We start from the raw sequence: 22,226 nt of genomic DNA, 5'->3' as shown, positions 1-22,226 counted from the left end.
GCCCGGGACCGCCGCCGGGTCCCCGCGGGGCGTCCGTCAGGTGCGCAGCAGCAGCCCGCGCACGTAGGCGGCCTGACCCGCGTGCTGGAGGTCGTCCTCGATGACGCTCACCAGCCGGACGGCGAGCGTCACGGGCGGGTCCCACGACGCGTCGACGACGCGCGCGAGGTCGTCGGCCCCGACCCCGGCGACCAGCGCCACCGTCCGCGCGTGGACGGCGTCGTGGTAGCCGAGCAGGAGGTCGGCGGGCGCGCGCACCGCGAGGACGTCCTCGGGGCGCGCGCCGTAGCCCGTCGCGTCGCGCGGCAGGGGCAGGTCGAGGCGCTCGGCCCAGCCCTCGTCGGACCACACCTGGGTGCCGCCGAAGGCGTCCGCGACGTGGTCGTCCTGCACGCGCGTGAGGTGCCACACGAGCCAGGCGACGGTGTTGGCGCCGGGCGCGGGCGGCCGGGCGAGGTCGTCGGTCGAGAGGTCCGCCACCGCGGCGTGCACCGCGTCCCGGACGCGCCCGAACGCGTCCGTGAGCACCTCGGCCGTGGTCACCGTCGTCGTCGTCATGCCGTCGTCCCTCCGTCGTCGGTCACCCGTCGACGCTAGGCCGGGTCCTGGCGCCCCGCGCGCCGGCCGAGGTCCTCGGTCCGCCGTTCGTTTGCCAAGCGTTTGCCCAGCGCGGGGGGACGCCTGAGGCGGCCGGTAGACTGGGCCGCGTCCCGGGGTGCACCGCGCCCCGGGGGCAGGCGGGGCTCCCCGTCACCATCGACCGACACGACCGGCCCCGGCGGGCCTGCCCTCGCGCACCCGCTGCGGGCCTCCTGAACGACCGACCGACCACCCGCCCTGACAGGACGGAGCCGGACGTGCTGCTGCTGCTCGCGGTCCACCTGCTCGTGGCCCTCGGCGCGCCCGCACTGGCCCGGGTGCTCGGCCGACGGGTCTTCCTCGTGCTCGCCCTCGCGCCCGCGTCGGCCGCCGTGTGGGCGCTGAGCCACACGCGGGCCGTCATGGCCGGCGACGGCCCGGTCGAGGTGGTCGAGTGGGTGCCCCAGCTCGGCATGGAGCTGGCGTTCCGGCTCGACACGCTCTCGTGGCTCATGGTGCTGCTGGTCGGCGGGGTCGGCGCGCTCGTGCTCGTCTACTGCTCGGCCTACTTCTCCTCGTCGGCCTCGGGGCTGGGCCGCTTCGGCGCGGTGCTCGTCGCCTTCGCCGGCTCGATGCTCGGCGTCGTCACCACCGACGACATGTTGCTCCTCTACGTGTTCTGGGAGCTCACGACCGTCTTCTCGTACCTGCTCATCGGCCACTACGCGGACCGCAAGGCGTCGCGCCGCGCCGCGATGCAGGCGATCATCGTCACGACCGCGGGCGGCCTCGCGATGCTGGTGGGGATGGTCCTCGTCGGCGAGACCGCAGGGACGTACCGGATCTCCGAGGTCCTCGCCTCCCCGCCCGCCGGCACCGCGGTGACGGTCGCCGTCGTGCTGCTGCTGCTCGGCGCCGTGAGCAAGTCCGCGCTGGTCCCCCTGCACTTCTGGCTGCCGTCGGCGATGGCGGCGCCGACGCCGGTCTCCGCCTACCTCCACGCCGCCGCGATGGTGAAGGCCGGCGTGTACCTCGTCGCGCGCTTCGCCCCCGGCTTCGCCGAGCTCACCGCGTGGCAGGTCGTCGTCCTCGGCCTCGGCAGCTGGACGCTCGTGCACGGCGGCTACCGCGCGCTGCGGCAGTACGACCTCAAGCTCGTGCTCGCCTTCGGCACGGTGAGCCAGCTCGGCCTGCTGATCATGCTCGTCGGGTCGGGGTCCCGGGCCGCTGCTCTCGCCGGCATCGCGATGCTCGGCGCCCACGCGATGTTCAAGGCCTCGCTGTTCCTCACGGTCGGCGTCGTCGACGCCGCGACGGGGACGCGCGACCTGCGCCGCCTCTCGGGCGTCGGCCGCGAGCTGCCGATCACCGCCGCGACCGGCGCGCTCGCGACGGCGTCGATGATCGGCCTCCCGCCGTTCGCCGGCTACGTCGCCAAGGAGGCGGCGCTCGAGGCGCTGCTGCACGACGTCGGCACGGTGCCGGGCGCCCTCGTCGTCGCGGCCATGGTGCTCGGCTCGGCGCTCACGGTCGCCTACGGCCTGCGGTTCTGGTGGGGCGCGTTCGCGCGCAAGCGGCCCGACCGGCCGTCGACGCCGGTGCGCGAGGCGCCCGCCGTCGTGCCCGCGGGCGGCGAGCCGGCGCCGGCCGGCGCGCTCGCCGTCGAGGATCCCGTCACGGTGAGCCGGCCCTCGCTCGTCCTCGTCGTCCCCGCGGCCGTGCTCGCGATGCTCGGTCTCGCGGCGGCGCTCGTCCCGTCCTTCGGCGAGGAGCTGCTCAGCCCGTACGCGGACACGCTCCCCGGCGACCCGGGCCACCTCGTCCTGTGGGCCGGCCCCACGCCCGCGCTCGGGCTGACGGTGGTCATCCTCGCGCTCGGCGGCGCCCTCTTCCTCCGGCGCGCGGCGGTCGAGCGTGCCCAGGCGCGCGTGTCGGTCCCGCTCGAGGCGGACACCGTCTACCGGCGCACCATGCGGCGCCTGGACGACCTCGCCGCCGACGTCACCGCCGTCACGCAGCGAGGCTCGCTGCCCCTGTACCTCGGTACGATCCTCGTCGTCTTCGTCGTGCTCGGCACCGGCGCGCTGCTCACGGGCCCGGTGCTCGACGACCCGGCCGTGCGTGCGTGGGACACGCCCGTCCAGCTCGTCGCGGGCGCCCTCACCGCGGTCTCGGCCGTCCTCGCCGCTCGCGCCCGGCGCCGGCTCAAGGCGGTCGTCCTCGCGGGCGTCAGCGGGTACGGCGTCGGCGCGCTCTTCGTGCTCCACGGCGCGCCGGACCTCGCGCTCACCCAGGTGCTCGTTGAGACCATCACGCTCGTCGTCTTCGTCCTCGTGCTGCGGCGCCTGCCCGCGTACTTCTCCGTGCGCCCGCTCGCGGCGAGCCGCTGGGTCCGGCTCGCGATCGGCGCGGCCGTCGGACTCACCGTGGGGGCCCTCGCCCTCGTCGTCCCCAACGCGCGCGTGCACGTGCCCGTCTCGGTCGACTACCCCGAGGAGGCCTACGTCTACGGCGGCGGCAAGAACATCGTCAACGTCACGCTCGTCGACATCCGCGCGTGGGACACCATGGGCGAGATCTCGGTGCTGCTCGTGGCGGCGACCGGCGTCGCGTCGCTCATCTTCCTCAGCCGGCGCAGCGGCGACGTGCTGCGCACGCGCGACGTCGAGGGCGACCGCCTCGTCTGGGACCGGGGCGGCGACCCCATGGCCGCGCTGCGCCGACGCGGGTTCGCGCACGCGGAGGCCTCGGCGCGCGTGGACGACGACGCCGACGCCGAGGCCGCGGACGGCGGTACGACGGCCCGGCGCCGGCGCGGCCCCGTGGCTCCCGCGCTCGGGGACAACCGTCAGCGCGAGTGGCTGCGCGGCGGCCGCACCCTCGCGCCGCAGCGCCGCTCGGTGATCCTCGAGATCACCACGCGCATGCTCTTCCACTCGATGATCGTCTTCGCGGTCTTCCTGCTGTTCTCGGGCCACAACGCGCCGGGCGGCGGCTTCGCCGCGGGCCTCGTCGTGGGCATCGCGCTCATCGTGCGCTACCTCGCCGGCGGCCGGTACGAGCTCGGCGAGGCCGCCCCCGTCCACCCCGGCCTGCTGCTCGGCTCGGGCCTCTTCCTCTCGGCGGGCGTCGGGCTCGTCGCGATCCTCGCGGGCGGCTCCGTGCTGCAGAGCGTGATCATCGAGTTCACGCTCCCCGTGCTGGGCGCGGTCAAGCTCGTCACGTCCCTCTTCTTCGACGTCGGCGTCTTCCTCGTCGTCATCGGCCTCGTGCTCGACATCCTGCGCAGCCTCGGCGCCGAGATCGACCGGCAGAGCGAGGAGGCCGGCACGGCCGACGTGAGCGACGAGCTCCCCGTCGCGCCGCAGACCCACGGCCTCGCGGCCGAGACCACGACGCTGGCCACCCAGCACGTCCCGACCGGCGGAGGTGGCGCGTGATCGACACCAGTCCCAGCCTCGCGCTCGTCGCGACGATCGTCGTGCTCGTCACGGTCGGCGTGTACCTGCTCCTCGAGCGCAGCCTGTCGCGCGTGCTGCTCGGCGTCATCGTGCTCGGGAACGCGGTGAACCTGCTCTTCCTCGTCGCGGGCGGCCGCGCGGGCGGCGCCCCGATCATCGGCCTGACGCCCGAGGACCGGATGACCGACCCGCTGCCCGAGGCGATGGTGCTCACCGCGATCGTCATCACGCTCGGCATGACGGCGTTCCTGCTCGCGATGGCGTACCGGTCGTGGCAGCTCAACCGCCACGACGAGGTGCAGGACGACCTCGAGGACCGCCGCACGGCGCGCCGCGCCGCCGCCGACCAGGCCGCGTTCGAGGACGCCGACGCCGAGGTCACGACGACCCTCGACGAGGACGCGGCGCTGGTCCGCGACGAGACGGGGCCGGTCGACCAGGGTGCGCTGCACCAGACGCTCGACGAGGCGGCCGCGGCCCGCGGCTCGCACGGCTCGCCGGGGGGTGGGGCGCGGTGAACACGACCGACCTCACCTGGGTGGTCCCGCTGCCCGTCGTCGTGCCGCTGTTCGCGGCCGGCCTGGCGCTCGCGCTGTGGCGCCACGGGCGCGCGCAGGGCGTCATCAGCGTCGTCGCGCTGAGCGCCGTGCTCGTCTCCTCGGTCGTCCTGCTCGGCGCCGTCGACGACGGACCGCTCGTGCTCGACGTCGGCGGCTGGGCGGCGCCCGTGGGGATCGACCTCGTCGCGGACCGGCTCTCGGCGCTCATGCTCACGGTCTCCTCGGCCGTGACCCTCTGCGTCCTGCTCTACTCGCTCGCGCAGGGCGTCGAGGACGGGGACGCCGAGACCCCGATCGCGATCTTCCACCCCACCTACCTGGTGCTCACCGCGGGCGTCGCGAACGCCTTCCTCTCGGGCGACCTCTTCAACCTCTACGTCGGCTTCGAGATCCTGCTGGCGGCGTCGTACGTGCTGATCACGCTCGGCGGCACGGGCGAGCGCATCCGCGCGGGCACCATCTACGTCGTCGTGTCGCTGGCGTCGTCCGTGATCTTCCTGCTCGCGATCGCGCTCGTGTACGCGGCCACGGGCACGGTCAACCTCGCGCAGCTCGCCGAGCGCCTGCCCGAGGTCGACCCGGCGGTCCAGCTCGCGCTCCAGCTGCTGCTCCTGCTCGCCTTCGGCATCAAGGCCGCCGTGTTCCCGCTGTCGGCGTGGCTGCCCGACTCCTACCCGACGGCGCCCGCGCCCGTGACCGCGGTGTTCGCGGGCCTGCTCACCAAGGTCGGCGTGTACGCGGTGATCCGCACGCAGACCCTGCTCTTCCCCGACGGGCGCGCCGACACCCTGCTGCTGTGGGTCGCGCTCGCGACGATGGTGGTCGGCATCCTCGGCGCCGTCGCGCAGAACGACATCAAGCGACTCGTCTCGTTCACGCTGGTCAGCCACATCGGCTACATGATCTTCGGGATCGCGCTGTCGACCGACCAGGGCCTGGCGTCGGCGATCTTCTACGTCGCGCACCACATCACGGTGCAGACGACGCTCTTCCTCGTCGTGGGCCTCGTCGAGCGGCGCGGCGGCTCGACCTCGCTCGACGACCTCGGCGGGCTCGCGAAGATCGCGCCCCTGCTCGCCGTCCTCTTCTTCGTGCCCGCCATGAACCTCGCGGGCATCCCGCCGTTCTCCGGCTTCCTCGGCAAGGCGGGGCTGCTCCAGGCCGGCGTCGACGTCGGCACCCCGCTCGCGTACGCGCTCGTGGGGGCCGCGGCGCTGACGTCGCTGCTCACGCTCTACGCGATCGTCAAGGCGTGGAACAAGGCGTTCTGGCAGACGGCGCCCGTGACGCCGCCCGCGACGCGCCTGCCCGCCGGCATGGTCGGCCCGGCCGCGGCGCTCGTCGTCGTGGGCGTGGGCCTCACCGTGGTCGCCGGGCCGCTGTTCGCGTACACCGAGCGGGCCGCCGCGACCCTGCGGGACCCGGCGCAGTACGTCCAGGCGGTCCTGCCCGACGGCGCGCGCGGCGAGGGCCAGTCCGCCGACGTCGCCGAGGAGGCCGGGGCCGGTGCCGAGGCCGAGGACGCGACCGAGGGGGACGACCGGTGAGCCTGCACCCGCGCCGGCGCAGCACCGGCGTGCCGTTCGTCGCCGTGGCGTGGCTCACGGCCGTGTGGGTGCTCCTGTGGGGCGACCTCAGCTGGGCCAACGTGCTGTCCGGCGCCCTCGTCGCCGTCGTCGCGCTGCGCCTGCTCCGGATGCCGCGCGTCGAGTTCCACGGGCACGTGCACGTGCCGGCGCTGCTCTACCTCGTGCACCGCTTCGTGGTCGACCTCGTGGTCGCGAGCGCGCAGGTCGCGTGGCTCGCGCTCGACCCGCGGCGCACCCCGCGCAGCGCGGTCATCGCGGTCCAGCTCCGCAGCCACTCGGACCTGTACCTGACCCTCACGGCGCAGCTGTGCTCGCTGGTGCCCGGGTCCGTCGTCGTCGAGGCGCACCGCATCTCGGGGATGCTCTACGTGCACGTGCTCGACGTCGACTCGGTGGGCGGCGTCGACGGCGCGCGGCAGCACGTGCTCGACACCGAGTCCCGGGTGCTGCGCGCCCTCGCGTCCGACGAGGAGCTCGACCAGGTCGACCTGCCGCGCCGGCCGCAGCCCCGGGCCGTCCAGGCCGCCACCACGGGAGGTGAGCGATGACCGTCGTCGTCCTCGTGTGCGGCGCGCTGCTCGGCGCCGCCGCGGTGCTCGCGCTCGTCCGCGCCGAGAAGGGCCCGAGCATGCTCGACCGCGCCATCGCGCTCGACATCCTCACGGGGGCCCTCGTCGGCGCCATCGCCCTCGAGGCCGCGTGGTCGCGACGCATCGACACGGTGCCGATCCTCGTCGTGCTCGCGCTCGTGGGCTTCGTGGCGTCCGTGACCGTCGCGCGGTTCGCCGCCGTCGAGCCCGAGGGCGAGGGCCGCATCCTCACGCGCGACGAGCTCGCGGCGCTCGAGAACGAGCGGATCGAGGCCGACGACGCCCAGCGCCGATCGGTCGACGAGGAGCACCACGGCGGGCTCGCGCACGGGGAGGTCTCGTGAGCGCCTCCACGTGGACGACCGTGCTCGACGTGCTCGCGGCGCTGTGCCTGCTCGGCGGCTCGCTGCTCGCCTTCTCGGCCGGCGTCGGCCTCCTGCGGTTCCCGGACCTGCTCGCGCGCATGCACACGGCCGCCAAGCCGCAGGTGCTCGGCCTCGTCCTGCTCATGCTGGGTCTCGGGCTGCGGCTGCGCGACGGGCACGTGCTCTGGATGCTCGTGCTCGTGGTGCTGTTCCAGATGCTCACGTCACCCGTCGCGGCGCACATGGTCTCGCGCGCCGGCTACCGGACGGGCAAGGTCCGCAACGAGCTGCTCGTCGTCGACGAGCTGACGCGGGACATGGAGGCCGCCGACCGCGCCGAGCGCGAGTGAGTCGCGGCGCGACGGCGGCCGTGGCCGTGCGTGCGGGGGTCTACTTGATGAGCTTGGCGGTGCCGCGGGCGGCGAACACGCGCGCGAGCGCGACGATGGCGCCCGTGATCGCGGCGGCCGCGAGCACCTCGCCGAAGCGGGCGTCGCCCGGGTCCTCCGCCTTCGGCGGCTTGTGACCGAGGACCTTGCTCCACCCACGGTCGATGACCTGGTTGGCGAGCCACGCCGCGCCCAGGGCGATCGCCAGCCCCGCGCCCTTGGCGACGAGGGTCTCCTTCTCGGACTCGCGCACGCTTCCTCCTGTGATGATCGATCCTGCGGCCACGCTAGTGCCGCGGCGGCGCGACCGCGACGTGCGGCGGTGCGCCGGCGCGGGCGTCAGACGGCGGTGTGGGCGACGTCGCCGTCACCCTGCTCCGCGCGCCTCTCGCGGGCGCGGTCGAGCCGGGCCATGACCGGCGTCGCCGCGACGCCGTGGACCACGATCGAGCCGAGGACGACGAGGCCGACGACGGCCCAGAGGCGCTCGGCGTCCGGGAAGTCGCCGTGCTCCAGCGCGTACGCCACGTAGAAGAGCGACCCGACGCCCCGGACGCCGAAGAAGGCGATGACGCCCCGCTCGCGCCGCCCGGTCCGGCCGCGGGCCAGCCCGACGAGCCCGGTCAGGGGCCGGACCACGAGCAGGAACACCAGGGCGAACGCGACCTCGACCCAGCCGACGTCGTCGAAGAGGCCGCGCGCGACCGCCCCGCCGAGCAGCACGACGACGGCGACGGTGAGCAGGCGCTCGACCTGCTCGACGAACGAGTGCAGCACGCCGTGGTACTCGTCGTGCCGCTCGACGGCGCGCAGCGCGACGGCGCACACGAACACCGCGACGAAGCCGTAGCCCTCCGCGAGCTCCACGGCTCCGTAGGCGAGGAAGGTCGCCGCGAGCGCGACGAAGCCCTGGGCGTGCTCGCTGAGGTGCCGACGGCGCGCGAAGCCGGAGAAGAAGAGCCGACCGAGCGCCCAGCCCACGGCCGCGCCCACGAGCACGCCGACGGCGATCCGCCACAGGACGTCCACCAGCACCCAGCCGCCCAGCCAGCCGCCGAGCGCCGGGCCGGCGACGCTGATCGCGATAGCGGCGTAGGTGAAGGGGAAGGCGAGCCCGTCGTTGAGGCCGGCCTCCGCCGTGAGGGCGAAGCGCGCCTCGTCGTCGTCCTGGCCCGGCTCCGCGGTCGGCTCGCTGACCTGCACCTCGGACGCCAGCACCGGGTCGGTCGGGGCGACCGCGGCCGCGAGCAGGACCGCCGAGGCGACCCCGAGCCCGAGCATCGACCAGCCGAGCAGGCCGACCGCGAGGATCGAGAGCGGCATCGTGATGCCGAGCAGCCGCCACGTGGTGCCCCAGCGCCGCCAGCCCAGGGGCCGGTTGATCGCCAGCCCCGCACCCATGAGCGAGACGACGACGCACACCTCGGTGAGATGGAGCGCGACGGGGTGGTGCGCGACAGGGTCCGGGTCCGGCAGGGCGGGCAGCAGCGTGAACGCGAGGATGCTGAAGCCGAGGAACACGGCCGGCATCGAGACCGGCGCGCGGTGGAGTGCGCGCGGCAGGACGGCGGCGGCCAGGGTGGCCACGCCGATCGCCGCGAAGACGGCGCCACCACCGTCGAAGGCGATCACGGCGTCACGCTAGGTCACCGCGGCGTTCCCGGCCCGGCGAGCGCCGGATCAGGTCGGCTCGACCCAGAGGTAGACGTCCTGGCCGGCCCCGTGCGCGGCCGCGACGAGGCCCGTGATCTCACGGACGAGCGGCAGCAGGTCCTCGCCCTCGGCGCTCATCTCCTCCGACGCGGCCCACGCCTCGGCGACCTCGCCCGGCGCGTCCGGGTCCTCGGGCTCGTCGAGCTGCGCGAGCACCTCGCACAGGAAGGGCGGGAGGCGGAAGAGGAGCTCGTGGTCGAGGTCGACCTCGGCGACCTCGAGGTCGCCGCTGCCGAAGCGCACCGCCTTCGCCGCGATCTCGCCGAGCACCTCGAGGTCGACGGGAGTCAGGGCGACGTCGAGCGCCGACGTCGCGTCGTCGGGCTCGTCGCCCGCGTCGAGGGCGTCCGCGCGGGCGAGCGCCTCCGCGTGGGTCCCGGCGAAGAGCTGTGCGACGAGCGACATGGTCGTCCTCCGTGGGTGGCGGGGCCCGGTGCCGTGAGCGTATCCAGCCGCGCGCGACCTGTCCCGGCCGCCGACGGCGGTAGGCTCGCCCCGAACGACAGGGGAGCGTCGCCGGGAGACCGGGCACGGACGCTGAGAGTGCGGGTGACCGCAGACCCTCGAACCTGATCCGGGTGATGCCGGCGTAGGGAGTCGGGACGTCTTCGACGTCGGCCGCGTCGTCCACGGGTGCGCTCGCGCCCGCGGCGGCGGGGTGGCGTCCCCCTCCTGCCACCAGAGGAGGAGCCATGGCGAGAACCCTCGCCGACCACCAGCGCACGGGCCGTCGCCGGCTCGCGCCCGTCGCCGTGCTCGCGCTGCTGCCGCTCGCCGCGTGCTCGGCCATCGGCGCCGACGACGACGCCGAGCCCGGCCGCTCACCCGACGCCGGGGCGTCGCCGGGCGGCACCGTCGTCCTCGTCACGCACGACTCGTTCGCGCTGAGCGACGAGACGATCGCGGCGTTCGAGGAGGAGACGGGCCTCACGCTCGAGACCCGCGCGCCCGGCGACGGCGGCGCGCTCGTCAACCAGCTGATCCTCACGAAGGACGCCCCGCTGGGCGACGTCGTCTACGGGATCGACAGCACCTTCGCGAGCCGCGCGGTCGCCGAGGGCGTCCTCGAGCCGTACGAGAGCCCGGCCGAGCCCGCCGACGCCGCGCAGTACGCCGTCGACGACGACCACCACCTCACCGCGGTCGACGTGGGCGACGTGTGCATCAACGTCGACCACGAGTGGTTCGCGGAGCAGGGGCTGGCCGAGCCGACGACGCTCGAGCAGCTGGCGGATCCCGCCTACCGGGACCTGCTGGTCGTGACGAACCCCGCGACGTCGTCGCCCGGGCTCGCCTTCCTCCTCGCGACCGTCGCGCGCTTCGGCGAGGACGGCTGGGCCGACTACTGGACGGCCCTGCGCGCCAACGGGGTCAAGGTCGTCTCGGGCTGGTCGGACGCGTACTACGTCGACTTCTCCGGCCCCTCGAGCGAGGGCGACCGCCCGCTCGCGCTGAGCTACGCGTCGTCGCCGCCGTACGAGGTGGCCGAGGGCGCGGAGACGGCCCCGACGGGCGCGCTGCTGGACACGTGCTTCCGCCAGGTCGAGTACGCGGGCGTGCTCGCGGGCGCGGCGAACCCCGAGGGCGCGCAGCAGGTCGTCGACTGGCTGCTCAGCCCGGAGGTCCAGGCGGACATCCCCGAGAGCATGTACGTCTACCCCGTCGACGGCGGCGTCGAGCTGCCGGAGTCGTGGGCGGCGTTCGCACCGCGCCCCGACGAGCCGCTCACGCTCGAGCCGGACATGATCAGCGAGAACCGGGACGCGTGGATCGCGAGGTGGACCGACGTCGTCCTGGGCTGAGACCACCACGCGGGGCCGGGCAGGGGGAGGACCCGCGATGGGGGCGGCGCGCCGGTGGCTGGCCTGGGGGCTGGCCGCCGGCGTCCCGCTGCTCTTCCTCGCGCTGTTCTTCGCCTACCCCGTCGCGGCGCTGCTCCGGCTGGGGTTCGTCGGCGAGGGCGGCCTCGACCTCTCGGGCTTCGGGGAGGTGCTCGGGCGCCCGCGGACGTGGCGGATCGTCGGGCTGACCCTCGCGCAGTCGGTCGTGGGGACCGCGCTCGCGCTCGTGCTGGGGCTTCCCGTCGCGCACCTGCTCCACCGGCGCGACTTCCCGGGCCGCCGCGCGCTGCGCGCGTTCGTCGTCGTGCCCTTCGTGCTGCCGACCGTCGTCGTGGGCGTCGCGTTCCGCTCGGTGCTCGCGCCGCACGGGCCGCTCGGGTTCCTCGGGATCGACGGCACGTTCTCGGCCGTCGTCGCGGCGCTGGTGTTCTTCAACCTCGCGGTCGTCGTCCGCACCGTGGGGGGCTTCTGGGCGGGCCTGGACCCGCGCGCCGAGCAGGCCGCGCGCGCCCTCGGCGCGTCGCCGTGGCGCGCGTTCGTCCACGTCACGCTGCCCGCGCTGACGCCCGCGCTCGCGTCCGCGGCCGCCATCGTCTTCCTCTTCTGCGCGACGGCGTTCGGCGTCGTCCTCGTGCTCGGCGGCGCGCGCTACGGCACGGTCGAGACCGAGATCTGGGTGCAGACCACCCAGTTCCTCGACCTGCGCGCCGCCGCGGTGCTCTCGGTGCTCCAGCTCGTGGTCGTCGCCGGCTGCCTGCTGCTCGCCGGCCGTGCGCGCTCGTCGCGCGAGCGGGCGCTGCAGCTCACGGCCGACCCGCGCGTCGCGCTGCCGCGCCCCGCGCTGCGCGGCCCGGGACGCAGCGCGGGCGACGTCGTCGCGGTCGCGGTCACCGCCCTCGTCGTGGGGGTGCTGCTCGTCCTCCCGCTCGCGACCGTCGTCGTGCGGTCGCTGCGCACCGCCGACGGGTGGGGGCTCGGCAACTACGTCGCGCTCGGCACCACCGGCGGGCGGAACGCGCTGAGCGTCACGGTGTGGGAGGCCGCGCTGACGTCGGTGCGGATCGCGCTGGACGCGACGGTGATCGCTGTCGTCGTCGGCGGGCTCGTCGCCCTCGTCGCGTCGCGGCGACCGCGCGGCGCCGGCACCCGCCGGGCCGTCCGGCTGCTCGACGCGCTGTTCATGCTGCCCCTCGGGGTCTCGGCCGTGACCGTCGGGTTCGGGTTCCTCGTGGCGCTCGACCGGCCGTGGGGGCTCGACCTCGACCTGCGCGGCTCGGCGGTGCTCATCCCGGTGGCCCAGGCGGTCGTCGCGACGCCGCTCGTGGTGCGTACGGTGCTGCCCGTGCTCCGCGCGATCGACACCCGCCTCCACGAGGCCGCCGGCGTGCTCGGCGCGGCGCCCGCGGGCGTGCTGCGTCACGTCGACTGGCCCATCGCGGCGCGCTCGCTCGGCGTCGCGGTCGGGTTCGCGTTCGCCGTGAGTCTCGGCGAGTTCGGCGCCACGTCCTTCCTCGCGCGGCCCGAGCGGCCCACGCTGCCCGTCGTGATCTTCCGGCTGCTCGGGCGACCGGGCGCCGACAACCTCGGCATGGCGCTCGCGGCCGCGGTGCTCCTCGGGCTCATGACGGCCGTGGTCATGGGCCTCGCGGAGCGGCTGCGGCCCGGCGGGCAGGGCGAGCTGTGAGCGCGCCGGAGCGGGCGGGCGGGGCGGGCCTGGAGGTGCGCGACGTCGTCGTGCACTACCGGGACGACGACGGCTCGGTCGCGACCGCCGTCGACCACCTCGACCTCGACGTCGCGCCCGGGGAGGTCGTCGCGCTGCTCGGGCCGTCGGGCAGCGGCAAGTCGAGCCTGCTGCGCGCGGTCGCCGGGCTCGAGCCGGTGTCGTCCGGCACGGTCCGCTGGGGCGGCGAGGACCTCGCGGGCGTGCCCGTGCACCGACGCGGGTTCGGGCTCATGTTCCAGGACGGGCAGCTGTTCCCGCACCGCGACGTCGCGCGGAACGTGGCGTTCGGGCTCGAGATGGCGGGGGTGCCGCGCCCCGAGCGACGCGCGCGGGTCGCGGAGCTGCTCGAGCTCGTCGGCCTCGTCGGCTTCGACCGGCGCGAGGTCGCGACGCTGTCGGGCGGCGAGCGGCAGCGGGTCGCGCTCGCGCGGTCGCTCGCGCCGCGCCCCCGGCTGCTGCTGCTCGACGAGCCGCTCTCGGCGCTCGACCGGTCGCTGCGCGAGCGGCTCGCGACCGAGGTCCGCGCGGCCCTCACGGCCACCGGCACGACGGCGGTCTTCGTGACGCACGACCACGACGAGGCCTTCGCGGTCGCCGACCGGATCGCGGTCATGGACGCGGGCCGGCTCCTCCAGGTGGCCGCACCGGTCGTCCTGTGGCACCGCCCGGCGAGCCGGCGGGTCGCCGAGTTCCTCGGGTACGAGGCCTTCGTCGGGGTCGACTCGGCCGTGGGCGGCGCGCTGCGCGCGGCCGGGGTCGGGGGCGGCGTCGTCGGGGGTGACCCCGCGGCGGACGCGCCCGGGGGTGCGGCGGACGGGCCAGGTGGTCCGGCGGACGGGCCCGGGGGCCGGGCGGGCGAGGGCGCGGGGACGTTCGCGCTCGGCCCGGGCTCGCTCGAGCGCGCCGACGACGGACCGCTGCACGGCCGGGTGGTGAGCGCCGGCTTCGGCCGCGGCGTCACCGAGGTCGTCGTCGACGTCGAGGGGGCGGGACGCGTGACGGTCGTCGAGCCGAGCTCGCTCGCGGCCGCGGCGTCGGCGCTCCCGGCGCCGGGCACCCGGGTGCGGCTGCGCCCGGTCCCCGCCGCGGTCGTCGTCGTGCCGTAGCCTCCGCCCCCCTCCGCGAGTCCGTCCTCCCGGGGCGGGGGCGTCCTGTCGCGAGGACGCCGTCGCCGCTGCTGGACGTGCGGGCGGGCGGTCGCGTCAGGCGACGCGGACGGCGAGGTAGCGGCGGGTGATCGCGCGCTGGACGGCGACCGTCACCGGCCCGCCCAGGCGGGAGTACCAGCGCACCGACCGCCAGAACGCGCGGATCTCGAGGCGGACGACGTCGTCGCCGTCGATGGTCACGACGAACGCCTCCTCGCCCTGCTCGGGGTGACCCGCGAGCGTGCCGTACGCGAAGCCGCGGCGGTCGGGCTCGTCGACGACGGCGACGACGCGGTCGAGCGCACGCACCCGCAGCGGTCCGAGCGGCAGCGCGACCTCGACGTCGACCCCGACGGCGGCGCGAGGTGCGCGCGCGTCGACGAGCAGGCCCGCGCGCCGGTGCATCTCGAACCGCAGGACGGCGTCGGCGTGCCGCTCGAGTACCGCGCGGCCGTGTCCGACGACGGCGCTCGCGCGCGTGTGGTGGTAGCCGGCCGGGAGCGGCCCGGCGAGCGAGGCGCCCACCTCGGCGTAGGTCAGCGGCAGCGCGGCGAGGTCGCGCGGCGGGCGGGTCACCCGGCGATCGTCCCGCGCGCCGGAGCCGCCCGCGCGGCGGGCAGGCCGCCGTGCCGCGGAGGGTTCGGGTCGGCATGTGTGCCGAACCTTCCGCGCCGGACGCCGGCCCCTGACCGGGACGGCTCCTCGGGGCGCCGCGACCGGCGGTCAGGGGAGGCGGCGCTGCCACATCGCGCAGACGCCGCGCGGGCGGAACCCCAGCGCCACGTTGATCGCGAGCATGACGGCGTTCTCCTCGGCGTTCCAGGTGTGGACCCGGCGTGCGGTGGGTCGGTGCTCGGCGAGCTCGCGCAGGAGCGCCGTCTTGACCAGCATCCCGAGGCGCCGGCCGCGGTGCTCGCGCAGCACCAGGGTGTCCTCCTGGTGCACGACCTCCGGCTGGTCGAGCGGGAGCTTGACCAGCGTGAACGCCGCGAGGGTGGCCGTCGCGACGTGCTCGGCGACCACCGTGAGCACGCCGTGCCGTGCCGCGGCGGCGTCGTCCTCGAACGACCGCACGCGCGCGGCGTCCCACGGGTCCTCGTCCACCTCCAGGCCCGCGACGGGGACGTCCGTGCTCATCCGCGTGAAGAGCGTCCCGACCTGGTCGAGCCACCGGTCCGGCGTGCGGTCGACGAAGGTGTGGAGCCGGTAGCCGGTGCCCGCGCGCGCGGCGGCGTCGGCGTGCAGCCGCCCGAGCAGCCCGGGGTCGAGCGGGAGCTCGAGGACGCTGTAGCGCTCGGCCTGCTCGAGCGCGTACCCGCGCCGCAGCGCGAAGGCGGCCGACGCGTCGTCGGCGGCGATGCGACCGCTGCCCGTCGGCGGCTCGAGGGCGGTGCCGCCGGGCGGCGGCTCGCCGCGGTGGTCGCTCGACACGATGACCGCCGTGCGGCCGTCGCGCGCCGCGAGCTCCTCCGCCGCCGCGACCAGCGCGGCGCCCGCGCCCTGCCGCCGCCGCTCGGGCCGGACGAGGGTCTCGAGGTAGGCGGTCCGCGTGTCCCGGGGCAGCACGACCCCGGCCGTCCCGACGACGTCGTCCGGCGACGTCGGGTCGACGCCCTCGGGCACGACGACGAGCTGGTGGCGCGCCGCGTACCGCTGGTTGCGCAGGTAGGTGAGGCAGTGCTGCGGGGTGTAGGCGAGGTCGTCGTGTCCCCAGGTGGCACGCTCGGCCGCGCTCGAGATCTCGGCGACGGCGTGGATGCCCCAGGCGTCGTCGGCGTCGAGCGACGCGGGCACCGGGACGCGGTGCACCGCCCAGCCGGTCACGGCGCGGTCCCGCCGTCCGGCGAGGACGGGGCGCGCAGGCCGACGCAGTCGAGGCCCCAGAACACGTCGGGGACGACGACGGTGCCGGTCATCCACGGCTCGTGCGCGGCGAGCGCGACAGCCTGGAACGCGGCGGGCGGGATCCGCAGCGACGGGCGGCGCAGCCCCAGCGACGCGCCGGCCACGAAGCCGCGCGGCCCGTAGTAGCCGGGGTCGCCCTCGAGCACGACGAGCGGTACGCCGCGCGCGTCGGCCGTGCGCACGCGGGCGACGTGCGCGCCGTCCGGCCCGAACGCCGCCGTCGTGGTGGCGCGGACGGCGTCGGCGTCGTCCGGCCGCTCGGTCCTCGTGCGGTGACCCATGGGTGACAGCCTCCCCCGCGCGAGGGCGCGCGCCCACTGCTTTCCGCGCCCGACGGCGCCCGAGGGCCGGCGAGGCGGCCGTCGCGGCGGACCGGCGTCGGGTGCGCGCCGTGCGGCGTGGTGCCATGCTCGGACGCGGCGCCCCCGCGCCCGACGCTCCGCCTCTCCGCCGACCCACCCGCACCTGCCCGGAGGTCCGATGGCAACCGAACGCGTGCTCGTCGACACGCACGTCGCGGCGTCGCCCGACGACGTCTGGGCGTCCCTGCGCGACCCCGCGCTCGTCGCCCGGTGGTTCGGCTGGGACTACGACGGCCTCGAGGCCGAGATCACCCAGATCTTCGGCGAGGGCGCCACGGCGGACGACGCCGCCCGCACGCTCACGTGGGAGGACGGCGACCGGTTCGAGGTCGCGCCCGAGGACGAGGGCACGCGGCTGCGCGTGACGCGCTCGCACCACGGCGTCACCGGCGAGTTCGACGGCGCGTTCGACCCGGTCGACGAGGGCTGGATCACGTTCGCGCAGCAGCTCCGGTTCGCGCTCGAGCGCCACCCCGGCCAGGACCGGCGCACCGTCTCCGCGCACGGACTCGACCTCGGCCCGCACGACTCCCCGCTGCTCAGCCGCCTCGGTCTGCGCCTGCTCGGGGACGACCCCGTGGGCGGCGCGTACGAGGTGCGCCGCGAGGACGGCACCACGTTCTCGGGCGAGGTCTTCTTCCAGACGGATCTCCAGATCGGCCTCACCGTCGCCGAGGAGGACGACGCGCTGCTCGTGGTCGCGCGCACGCCGCCCGCGTCGGCGCCCCCGGACGGCGAGGTCATGCTCGTGCTCAGCCTCTACGGCGCCGACGCCGAGCGGGCGGCGGACGCCGAGCGCCGGTGGACGTCGTGGTGGACGGGCCCCGACACGGACGGCGCCGCCGGCGAGGCGTAGCGGCGGAGCGGCCCCGGGACCGCGCGCACCGGTCCGCCCGCGGGCCCGCGCCCGGTCAGGGGCCCGCGAGGATGCGTCCGCGCATCTGCTCCGCGGGCAACGGCTGCCCGGCGCTCCAGCCGTAGCGCCACGGGAGGACGTTCTCCTGCCACCACGTGCCGCCCGCGTCCGCGTGCGGACCAGCGGCGTCGGCGGTGCGCCCGGGCTCGCTCTCGCCGGGCACGACGAGGTCGAACGGTCCGGCGCCCGGGTCCCGCTGCGCGGCGACGGCGGCGTGGACGTCGCGCGTGTCCTGGACGGTCCAGGGGCCGTCGGCGCGCATGGGGACGACGCCGTCCCAGCGCGCCGCCCGGCGGAACGGCCGGGTGCCCGGCCAGGTCCCCGCGACCCACACGGGGATGCGCGGCCGCTGCACGGGCGGCGGGTGGAGGCGCGCGCTGAACGGCTGGTCCGCCGTGCCCGCGACGCGGTAGTGCTCCCCGCGGTGCTCGACCGGTTCCCCCGACCACAGCCGCGCGAGCAGGTCCAGGTGCTCGTCGAGCATGCGGCCGCGCGTCGGCAGGTCCGGCTCCTCGCCGAGGAAGTCCCACTCGTAGGGGAAGCCGCCCATGCCGACGCCGAGCACCGCGCGCCCGCCGCTGAGCCGGTCGAGCGTCACCGTCTCGCGCGCGAGCTTCACCGGTCGGCGCCGGGGCAGCGGCGTGACGAGCGTCCCGAGCCGGATCCGGGACGTCCGGTCCGCCGCGACCGCGAGCGCCATCCACGGGTCGACGACGTCGACGGGGCCCGGGTCCCAGGCGAGCAGGTGGTCCCAGAGGAAGAACCCGTCCCAGCCCGCCTCCTCGGCGTCGACCGCCCAACGCGCGAGCAGGTCGACGTCGACCCCGGGGCCGAAGTTGGGGACCGTCACGCAGAAGCGCATGGTCCACGGTCGCACCGGCCACCGACACGCGCAGGGCGGGGGCCGCGCGGCGCCGGCCCGGGCGGCCGACGAGGACACCCGGCGTTCGGGTGACTGTGCCGAACCCCTCACGGGAGCGGGCCGCCGGTCAGTAGAGTGCGCCCGACGGCGCCGTGGCGAGAGCCCGGAGCCGGCCCGAGCACCGCTGTCCTGCGGCGGCGCGGCCCCGCACGCGATGACGTGGAGGATCCGATGGGATTCATCAAGGCCTTCTCCGGAGCCCTCGGCGGCATGCTCGCCGACCAGTGGAAGGACTTCCTGGCGCCCCCGCCGGGCCTCGCGCCGACGGCCGCGATCTTCCCGGCGGTGCCCCAGGGCCAGAACGCCGGCCGCGGGTCGAACACGCAGGGCTCGGCGCACATCATCACCAACGGCAGCCGCATCCTCGTCCCCGAGGGCTACGGCCTGCTCACGTTCCAGGACGGCCAGCTCACCGGCTTCGTCGCCGAGCCGGGGGGCTTCATCTTCACGTCGCAGGACCCGAACTCGCGCTCGATCTTCGCGGGCGACGGGCTCAGCCCGACCGTGATGGCGTCCTGGGAGCGGTTCAAGTTCGGCGGCCAGCCGGGCTCGCAGCAGCTCGCGTTCTACGTCAACCTCAAGGAGATCCCGAACAACCGCTTCGGCACGCAGTCGGAGATCTACTGGGACGACGCGTACCTCGGCGCCCAGGTCGGCGCCGTGACGCGCGGGTCCTACTCGCTGCGCATCGTCGACCCGATCCTGCTGGTCAAGCAGTTCGTCCCGCTGACGTACCTCAGCGCGACGCCGCGGGTCTTCGACTTCACCGACCTCGACAACGACGCGGCCAGCCAGCTCTTCAACGAGGTGGTCGGCTCGCTCGCGGCCGCGTTCTCGAACTACACGAACGACCCGAGCAAGGGGAACCGCATCGCGCGGATCCAGGGCGACTCGATCGGCTTCGCGCAGTCCCTCGCGTTCGCCGTCGAGGAGAACTACCAGTGGACGACGGCGCGCGGCCTCACCATCGTCAAGGTCGTCCTCCAGGCGATCGAGTACGACGAGGACACGCGCGCGCTGCTCAGCGACGTCAAGAAGGCGGACGCGCTCGGCGGTTCCCGGGGCAACTCCTTCATGCAGCAGGCGGCCGCGCGCGGCTTCCAGGCGGCCGGCGAGAACGGTGGCGGCGGCGCGGGCATGGCCGTGCTCGGGATGGGCGTCGGCGCGACGGGCGCCGCGGCGTCCGGCCTGCAGCAGCCGAGCACGCCCCCGGCCTTCCAGCAGGCGCAGCAGGCTCAGCAGCAGACGCCGTCGGACACGCCTCCGCCGCCCCCGCCGCCGCCCGCGGCGCCGGCCGAGGACCCGGTGGCCAAGCTCACGCAGCTCAAGGCGATGCTCGACCAGGACCTCATCACGCAGGCGGACTACGACGCCGCCAAGGCCAAGGTCCTCGGCCTCTAGGACCTGGACATGGACCACCTCGACCGGGCGGGAGGGACGGCGCCGCCGACCCCTCCGCCGCCCCCGCCACCGCCGCCGCCTCCGGGCGGCGCCGCGTACCCTCCGCCGCCCCCGCCGACGTCGGGCGCGCCCGTCGCGCTGCCGGGGTTCCCGCCGCCACCGCCGCCACCGCCCGGCCCGCAGGTCGTGCGAACCGACGCGGGCGCGAAGGACGGCCTCACGCGGTGCGAGCGCTGCGGGTCGACCGAGATCGGGCTCAACCCGGCGACGGGCAACCTGCGCTGCGCGTACTGCCGGCACGAGTGGCGGAGCGTGAGCGCGCTCGAGCAGTTCGGCCTCGACGGGGAGATCGGCGCGCTCACGGGGGTCGTCATCGGCTCCGGGTCGGCGGACATCATCCCGTCGACGGCCGAGGTCCTCACGTTCCGGTGCACGGCATGCGGGGCGGAGGTGGTGGTCGACACGAACGAGAGCACCCAGGCGCGCTGCCACTGGTGCCGCAACACGCTCTCGATGAACCAGCAGATCCCCAACGGCGCGGTGCCCGACATGGTGCTGCCGTTCAAGCTGCCCAAGGCCGAGGCGGTCGAGCGGATCGGGGCCTTCGTGCGCAAGCGGCAGTTCTTCGCGCACCCGCGGTTCAAGCGCGAGTTCGACCCGACCAACGTCATGGGCGTCTACCTGCCCTACATGGTCGTGGACATCAACGCGCACGCGTCGATGCAGGGCCAGGGCGAGCACGAGACGCGGTCGTACACGGTCAAGCAGGGCGACCGGCAGGTGCGCCGCTACGACGCCGACCTCTACGACGTCGCGCGCGAGTTCGACATCCACATCGACGACCTCACGGTCGAGTCCTCGCGCGAGCGGCTCGACCGGCGCACGTCGGTCAACTCGAACAACATCATCAACACGATCCTGCCGTTCGACGTCGAGAACGGCGTCCGCTACGACTCCAACTACCTGCGCGGCTTCGCGTCGGAGAAGCGCGACACGAACGTCGGGGACCTCACGCCGCTCGCGACGGTCCAGGCGCAGGACATCGCGCGCCACCAGGCCAACGAGACGCTCGCGTTCTACGACCGCGGCGTGCGCTGGGACCACGAGCGCGTCGACGTCGTCGGGCAGCGGTGGGTGTCGGCGTACCTGCCCGTGTGGCTGTACAGCTACCACCAGACGAAGTCCGGCGGCCGGTCGTTCCTGCACTACGTCGCGGTCAACGCGCGCACCGGCGAGACCATGGGCAGCGTCCCGATCAACCAGCCCAAGCTCCTGGCCGTCGCCGCGGTGGTGCAGGTCGTCGGCACGGTCCTGTTCGGCGTCGTCATGCTGCTCGGCGGCTGAGGGAGGGGTCGAGATGCACCTGCACGCGCTCACCGTCGTCACCGAGGTCCTGGCGTCCGGCTCGTCCGGCGACGACGGGACCAACATCGCGTGGCTGCTGCTCCTCGCGGGCCCGCTGTTCTACGGCGTCATGTACCTGCGCTACCGCAACGCCGACAAGCGTCACAAGCACGAGAGCGAGACCCGTGCCTCGATGCACGACGTGCGGGCGGCGGACCACTACAACCGCTCGCTCCAGGGCCTCTCGGACTCGCGCATGAAGGGCGCCAACAACCGCGCCGTGCGCGGCGCGCAGACCACCGGCGGGGTCGCCGGGATGATCGGCGGGATCATCCAGGACTGAGGCCCGGCGGAGTGCCGAAGGTAGGTCAGGGCAGCTCTCGCCGCGCCGGAGCAGGACGGTCGGGCGGCGCCGCGGCTCGGTTCCGTCCGGGACCCGTCCGCCGAGTGATCAGGCGCTGCGCCGCGATGCCCGCGGCGGCGACGGCCAGGGCCACGAGCAGCCGCGGCACGACCAGGTCGGGCGCGGACGCCGCCGCTCGGAAGACACCCAGCCCGTAGTCGACCATCTCCGTCGGGTACGGCAGCAGCACCCGTGAGCCCACTGCCGCGGTCACCGCGGTGAGGGCAGCAGGAACGAGCCAGAGCAGGGTCAGAGCGGCGACGGCGGCGACCACCCGCGCGCGCGTGCCGAGCCCTCCCCAGCCGATCGTCGCGCCGACGAGCGTCGCGGGGAGCCAGGGGAGGAGGGTGACCAGGACCGACGTCATGAGCCCACCGGGGGGCGTTCCGAGCGGCACCAGGAGGGCCGACAGCCAGGGCATGACGAGGAGTGCCGCGATGCTCAGCCCGATCACCGCTCCGGCGCGAGGCGGCGCGGAGACGAGCCAGAGCACCCCCAGCCCGGTGAGGAGTGCCATGCCCACCACGCCGACCAGTGCCGCGACGTAGAGCGTCGAGGCGGTGCGCTCCGTCAGCCCGGCGGCGACGGTCATGACGGCCTGCACCGCGGCGACGAGATGAACGCCCAGCACGCCGCCACCGACGGCGAGCGCCGCCCGGCGAGGACGACGCCGCCCGATCACCCTCAGCGTGATGCCCCCCACGCCGTACGCCAGCACGAGCAGGCTGAGGATCTCCACGACGAGGTACTGGTTCAGCGGCAGCAGCGCGATCGGCATGTCCTCGGGGCGGGTCTCGACCGCCCACAGGTTCTGCAGCGGGAGGTGCATGCCGGTGACCAGCCAGGGCAGCAGCGCGAGCAGCGCGAACCCTGCGCCGATGCCGAGGCAGGCGAGGTGGCTCAGGCGTGAGACGGGCGGCGCGGGTGCGGGTGCGGTGTCCTCCGTGATCACGGGGGGACCCTAGCCGCCCGGGGGGGCGTCGCGTCGTGAGACGGAACGCCGCTCGTGGAC

The 22,226-nt window shown here is 75.3% G+C and carries 22 protein-coding genes and 1 riboswitch; of the genes, 13 read left to right on the top strand and 9 right to left on the bottom strand.

Translation table 11 applies throughout. The features are described from left to right. Window positions 1–36: 36 nt before the first annotated feature. The gene (locus JIG38_RS16675; protein ID WP_199423082.1) at window positions 37–558 is read right to left on the bottom strand and encodes a mycothiol transferase; all 522 of its coding nucleotides are present in this window, start codon (window positions 556–558) and stop codon (window positions 37–39) included. Between the two features lie 299 nt (window positions 559–857). Here JIG38_RS16675 and JIG38_RS16670 point away from each other — a divergent pair, with 299 nt between their 5' ends. Genes JIG38_RS16670 through mnhG form a run of 6 tightly spaced genes read left to right on the top strand, consistent with a single transcriptional unit; the run spans window position 858 to window position 7,494 of the window. Beyond that, window positions 858–4,019, top strand: a complete 3,162-nt coding sequence (locus JIG38_RS16670; protein WP_199423083.1) for a Na+/H+ antiporter subunit A — start codon at window positions 858–860, stop codon at window positions 4,017–4,019. Next, window positions 4,016–4,558 carry a Na(+)/H(+) antiporter subunit C gene (locus tag JIG38_RS16665; protein WP_199423084.1) on the top strand — a complete coding sequence of 181 codons (543 nt, stop codon included), beginning with the start codon at window positions 4,016–4,018 and terminating at the stop codon, window positions 4,556–4,558. Before JIG38_RS16670 ends, JIG38_RS16665 begins: the two co-directional genes overlap by 4 nt. Further along, window positions 4,555–6,147, top strand: a complete 1,593-nt coding sequence (locus JIG38_RS16660) for a Na+/H+ antiporter subunit D (RefSeq protein WP_199423085.1) — start codon at window positions 4,555–4,557, stop codon at window positions 6,145–6,147. Before JIG38_RS16665 ends, JIG38_RS16660 begins: the two co-directional genes overlap by 4 nt. Next, on the top strand, window positions 6,144–6,737 hold the full coding sequence (locus tag JIG38_RS16655) for a Na+/H+ antiporter subunit E (protein WP_199423086.1): 594 nt from the start codon (window positions 6,144–6,146) through the stop codon (window positions 6,735–6,737). Before JIG38_RS16660 ends, JIG38_RS16655 begins: the two co-directional genes overlap by 4 nt. After that, window positions 6,734–7,123, top strand: a complete 390-nt coding sequence (locus JIG38_RS16650; protein ID WP_199423087.1) for an MrpF/PhaF family protein — start codon at window positions 6,734–6,736, stop codon at window positions 7,121–7,123. Before JIG38_RS16655 ends, JIG38_RS16650 begins: the two co-directional genes overlap by 4 nt. Beyond that, window positions 7,120–7,494: a monovalent cation/H(+) antiporter subunit G gene (gene mnhG / locus JIG38_RS16645; RefSeq protein WP_199423088.1), complete on the top strand. Its 375-nt coding sequence runs from the start codon at window positions 7,120–7,122 to the stop codon at window positions 7,492–7,494. The genes JIG38_RS16650 and mnhG overlap by 4 nt, the downstream gene beginning before the upstream one ends. Before the next feature lie 40 nt (window positions 7,495–7,534). On the opposite strand, the gene JIG38_RS16640 is transcribed toward mnhG, so the two are convergent. The 3 genes from JIG38_RS16640 to JIG38_RS16630 all read right to left on the bottom strand — a co-directional run bounded on the left by JIG38_RS16640 (window position 7,535) and on the right by JIG38_RS16630 (window position 9,651). After that, window positions 7,535–7,786, bottom strand: a complete 252-nt coding sequence (locus tag JIG38_RS16640) for a DUF4235 domain-containing protein (RefSeq protein ID WP_199423089.1) — start codon at window positions 7,784–7,786, stop codon at window positions 7,535–7,537. A gap of 86 nt (window positions 7,787–7,872) precedes the next feature. Then, window positions 7,873–9,165, bottom strand: coding sequence for a cation:proton antiporter (locus tag JIG38_RS16635; protein WP_199423090.1), 1,293 nt, complete (start codon window positions 9,163–9,165; stop codon window positions 7,873–7,875). Window positions 9,166–9,213: 48 nt separating this feature from the next. Beyond that, entirely contained in the window at window positions 9,214–9,651 is a 438-nt protein-coding gene (locus JIG38_RS16630; RefSeq protein ID WP_199423091.1) for a hypothetical protein, read from the bottom strand. Between the two features lie 89 nt (window positions 9,652–9,740). Beyond that, window positions 9,741–9,859: riboswitch (TPP riboswitch) on the top strand. Between the two features lie 79 nt (window positions 9,860–9,938). On the opposite strand from JIG38_RS16630, the gene JIG38_RS16625 reads away from it, so the two are divergent. The 3 genes from JIG38_RS16625 to JIG38_RS16615 are packed head-to-tail and all read left to right on the top strand — an operon-like array spanning window position 9,939 to window position 13,919. Beyond that, window positions 9,939–11,048, top strand: coding sequence for a thiamine ABC transporter substrate-binding protein (locus JIG38_RS16625; RefSeq protein ID WP_199423092.1), 1,110 nt, complete (start codon window positions 9,939–9,941; stop codon window positions 11,046–11,048). Window positions 11,049–11,085: 37 nt separating this feature from the next. Beyond that, window positions 11,086–12,771, top strand: coding sequence for an ABC transporter permease (locus JIG38_RS16620; protein WP_199423093.1), 1,686 nt, complete (start codon window positions 11,086–11,088; stop codon window positions 12,769–12,771). Next, the gene (locus JIG38_RS16615; RefSeq protein WP_199423094.1) at window positions 12,768–13,919 is read left to right on the top strand and encodes an ABC transporter ATP-binding protein; all 1,152 of its coding nucleotides are present in this window, start codon (window positions 12,768–12,770) and stop codon (window positions 13,917–13,919) included. Before JIG38_RS16620 ends, JIG38_RS16615 begins: the two co-directional genes overlap by 4 nt. Window positions 13,920–14,015: 96 nt before the next feature. Here the strand turns inward: JIG38_RS16615 and JIG38_RS16610 are convergent, their stop codons facing one another. The 3 genes from JIG38_RS16610 to JIG38_RS16600 form a co-directional block, all read right to left on the bottom strand. Further along, a complete protein-coding gene (locus JIG38_RS16610; RefSeq protein WP_307844658.1) occupies window positions 14,016–14,537 on the bottom strand; it encodes a DUF1990 domain-containing protein in 522 nt (173 codons plus the stop codon). A 147-nt stretch (window positions 14,538–14,684) separates the two neighbouring features. Next, window positions 14,685–15,785 (bottom strand): GNAT family N-acetyltransferase, encoded by a 1,101-nt coding sequence (locus tag JIG38_RS16605; protein ID WP_199423095.1) that lies wholly within the window; start codon window positions 15,783–15,785, stop codon window positions 14,685–14,687. Then, window positions 15,782–16,147 (bottom strand): GNAT family N-acetyltransferase, encoded by a 366-nt coding sequence (locus JIG38_RS16600; protein ID WP_199423096.1) that lies wholly within the window; start codon window positions 16,145–16,147, stop codon window positions 15,782–15,784. The genes JIG38_RS16605 and JIG38_RS16600 overlap by 4 nt, the downstream gene beginning before the upstream one ends. Window positions 16,148–16,346: 199 nt before the next feature. Here JIG38_RS16600 and JIG38_RS16595 point away from each other — a divergent pair, with 199 nt between their 5' ends. Next, window positions 16,347–17,084 carry an SRPBCC family protein gene (locus tag JIG38_RS16595; RefSeq protein ID WP_199423097.1) on the top strand — a complete coding sequence of 246 codons (738 nt, stop codon included), beginning with the start codon at window positions 16,347–16,349 and terminating at the stop codon, window positions 17,082–17,084. Between the two features lie 55 nt (window positions 17,085–17,139). On the opposite strand, the gene JIG38_RS16590 is transcribed toward JIG38_RS16595, so the two are convergent. Further along, the gene (locus tag JIG38_RS16590) at window positions 17,140–18,006 is read right to left on the bottom strand and encodes an LLM class flavin-dependent oxidoreductase (RefSeq protein ID WP_199423098.1); all 867 of its coding nucleotides are present in this window, start codon (window positions 18,004–18,006) and stop codon (window positions 17,140–17,142) included. 231 nt (window positions 18,007–18,237) lie between these two features. On the opposite strand from JIG38_RS16590, the gene JIG38_RS16585 reads away from it, so the two are divergent. The 3 genes from JIG38_RS16585 (at window position 18,238) to JIG38_RS16575 (ending at window position 21,154) form a co-directional block, all read left to right on the top strand. After that, window positions 18,238–19,467: an SPFH domain-containing protein gene (locus tag JIG38_RS16585; RefSeq protein WP_199423099.1), complete on the top strand. Its 1,230-nt coding sequence runs from the start codon at window positions 18,238–18,240 to the stop codon at window positions 19,465–19,467. Between the two features lie 186 nt (window positions 19,468–19,653). Continuing rightward, window positions 19,654–20,811 carry a TFIIB-type zinc ribbon-containing protein gene (locus JIG38_RS16580; RefSeq protein ID WP_307844660.1) on the top strand — a complete coding sequence of 386 codons (1,158 nt, stop codon included), beginning with the start codon at window positions 19,654–19,656 and terminating at the stop codon, window positions 20,809–20,811. Between the two features lie 13 nt (window positions 20,812–20,824). Further along, window positions 20,825–21,154, top strand: a complete 330-nt coding sequence (locus JIG38_RS16575) for a hypothetical protein (RefSeq protein ID WP_199423100.1) — start codon at window positions 20,825–20,827, stop codon at window positions 21,152–21,154. 25 nt (window positions 21,155–21,179) lie between these two features. Here JIG38_RS16575 and JIG38_RS16570 read toward each other — a convergent pair whose 3' ends face one another. Continuing rightward, window positions 21,180–22,166, bottom strand: coding sequence for a hypothetical protein (locus JIG38_RS16570; RefSeq protein ID WP_199423101.1), 987 nt, complete (start codon window positions 22,164–22,166; stop codon window positions 21,180–21,182). Window positions 22,167–22,226 lie beyond the last annotated feature (60 nt).

Origin of the sequence: Actinotalea solisilvae, from assembly GCF_016464425.1 — a bacterium.
GTDB classification, from domain to species: domain Bacteria; phylum Actinomycetota; class Actinomycetes; order Actinomycetales; family Cellulomonadaceae; genus Actinotalea; species Actinotalea solisilvae.
Note: the sequence above shows the minus strand (reverse complement) of the source record. Positions and strands in the feature narration are given on the sequence as shown.